This is a genomic window from Maribacter sp., assembly GCF_049667165.1.
GTDB lineage: Bacteria > Bacteroidota > Bacteroidia > Flavobacteriales > Flavobacteriaceae > Maribacter_A.
Genome location: NZ_JBATHS010000400.1, coordinates 1 through 2,811 on the forward strand (window position 1 = coordinate 1; position 2,811 = coordinate 2,811).

2 protein-coding genes are annotated in these 2,811 nt (G+C 38.1%); both read right to left on the reverse strand.

The features are described 5' to 3' along the window. Positions 1-74 precede the first annotated feature (74 nt). Positions 75-1,721, reverse strand: a complete 1,647-nt coding sequence (locus WBM98_RS18075; protein ID WP_424367417.1) for an SGNH/GDSL hydrolase family protein — start codon at positions 1,719-1,721, stop codon at positions 75-77. A gap of 5 nt (positions 1,722-1,726) precedes the next feature. Further along, a partial coding sequence (locus tag WBM98_RS18080; protein ID WP_424367418.1) for a TonB-dependent receptor domain-containing protein occupies positions 1,727-2,811 on the reverse strand: 1,085 nt, incomplete at its 5' end.

Below are 2,811 nucleotides of genomic sequence, written 5' to 3' on the forward strand. Positions count from 1 at the left end.
ATTATTTTCTTTTTTGACCAAAAAAAGAACGTCTTCAGATAGAAGACGTTCTTTTGATTTTATAAACTAATTTTTTATTGTAGTAAAGGAGAGTAAAAGACACCAAAGTCTCCAACTTGGGCCGTATTGCCTGAAGCTACAAAATTAGATCCATAAGTTGCATCAATAGCTTCCAGGAATTTATTGGCCATGACAGCATAACCTCTTGCAGTTAAATGCACTCCGTCCAAACTAATCAAACCGCCAGTAACCAGACTTGTTGTTAAAATAAACGCACCTTCACTAATACCAGAAGATGCTGCTTCTTGAAGTACCGTATCTAGATCAACTAATGCTAATCCATTTGTACTCGCCGCTGCTGAAATTGACGCATTATAAGCGCTTGTAGCCGCTGATATTTCTTGTTGTTCTTCCGGAGTTAATACCCACTTATCTGCTAAAGGAAGGGAAACGCCTTCCACTGAAAACTGGCCGGCTAAAGCCTGAGATAATCCCTGAGACATTAAAAACGCAACAGAATCGTAATTTACCGTTCCTATAACTGACATACTGGGTAGAACGAATAAATCTCCCGATGTCGCCTGTCTTGCCTGTCCATAAGTTAGCCCTAGCAAATTAGCAACTGGTCCTGCATATGCAGGAGGCAATCCGAACTGCGCTATAAAAGCTTCAAATGCAGGAAGGTTCGCTAATAAACCGCCAGCAATTTGTGCTGAAAAATCAGCTAAACTTTCATCTCTTATAACCACGGCGCTAGCTTCTGTTTCCGAAAAAACAATTAAACGATCTGTTTCTCCATATGCAGAAAAAACCTGATTCAGTGCCCCAAAAATTGTATTTAGCGTTGGGATCTGTGGACCAAAAGCCGGATTGGATGGATCCAGTGGATTATAAGTTACAGTAGTGAAATGTGCTAATCCTGTTATGTTTGGTACATTAGCAATTGCTCCTTTAGCTCCATTTGCAGTTAAACCACCCAACATAGTTGTTAGAGCAAAGTCAAAAGTAGCAGTATCTGTAATCAGGTTACTACCATCTCCGCCAGACAATGCATAGCCCAATACATCATTACCACCAAATTCAGATAATGTGAAAAAGGATGGGTTTTGAGCTACAGCTAATTCCAAAATAGATGCATTCGGAGTTGAACCGGTCAATCTAATTGCATATGGATTTGCTGCTGCAGGAAAATTAGCTAAATTGCCGTAACCAGGTGCAATTAAGTGAAAACTTTTTGCTGCAGGAACTCCTAAGTTGTTAAATGGTCCTGTTGGATTATTTAAAGCAATATCAGTACTTACTGTTACTGGTCCAATTACTGATTCTAATGACTGTGGAGCACTAGGTCCGGTAACAACAAGCCTAGGGTCATAAATTCTCATGCCGTTTAAAGCCAAGCCTCCAAAATTATCGCTCACCATAGGTTGAGTAAAACTACCCCCACCTGCATTTGCAAATTGCTTTGCTAAAGTATTTGGAAATGAATTTTGCTGACTTGCTATAAACAATGTTTGATCAGACACTCCTGCTGTAAAAGAAGCGCCTACAGCTACGTAATTTGAAAAGTCAACAGTGCCGGATGTTAATTCCGGTAAAGGTTCATCAATAAGAATTTCGGCATTATTATCTGCCAATATATCTTCAACGTCGTTACATGCTGTTAATCCCATAAGGATAAATAACAGCCATAAATATTTTGTATTTATAATATTCTTTTTCATAATTTTTATAAGTTGTTAATTGTCCATGATATGTAATACATCGATCCTATGAAACCTGTACCATATGCAGTATAATATTCTTGACCGGTTAGGTTTGTTCCTCCTACTTTAAAGGTTGATTTCAAACTTGGCACTATATAGTTTATTTGAGCATCAAGCACATGATATTCCGGCACAACACCATCACCAAAAGTCGCTTCCCAATAGTAATCATCACTAAATCTATATGAAACGTTAAACCCAAAATTGTCAAATAAATTAGCATTACCAAAAGATGCTTTAAATTTGTGCTCTGGTGTATTGAAGTTTGTTACAAAATCCGGATACTTTTCCTGATCGAAATCCAGTTTTGCATACGTGTAATTCCCTTGCAGATCAAAATTACCAAATACCTTTGTCGACAATCCTATGGATGCACCATAAGAATTAACATCAGCCTCTGCATTGGTGTATGTTCCATAAACTTCATAATCCTCATTGGCTAAGGCTGCAACAGATAAACTGCCATCACCAACAGTACCATAAAAAGGAGCAATAACTCGTCCCTGTGAGATAAAATCCTTGTATTTATTGTAATAAGCGCTAAAGTCTACTATTAATTTATTGAATTTTCCTCTGTAACCAACTTCAGCAGAGCTAACCTGCTCTGGTTTAATTATACTTGGATTCCCTATTTCCAAAGCCGCAGGATTTCCGGTTGCTCCAAAAGCTTGTACGGAACTTAAGGTATATGAATTTGTGTAAGCAACACCACCTGATTGAGTAATGGTTGCGGGTTGCCCTAAATTCTGTTGCGCCGCATTGCTTATTATGTGAGGTTTCGTAAACCGATTTAAATTGTCCGGTGCTGAACCTACTAAGATATACGCTCCGGTATCTAAGCCAATAAACAGATCCTGTGTTGTTGGATTCCTGAATCCTGTTTGGACTGAAGCCCTGATATTGTGATCTTGATTAACCGTTAAGCCAGCAGAAATTCTAGGGGAAACGAAGCCATCAAAAAATTCAGACTTATCATATCTTATGGATCCGGTAAGTTTTAATTCTAAAGCTTCACTTAATTCCAGATTTTTCTGAATTTGAGTATAAA

Bases quoted from the DNA above. Each gene is read 5' to 3' on its own strand.
- WBM98_RS18075 (WP_424367417.1), bottom strand. From the start codon at position 1,721: ATGAAAAAGAATATTATAAATACAAAATATTTATGGCTGTTATTTATC.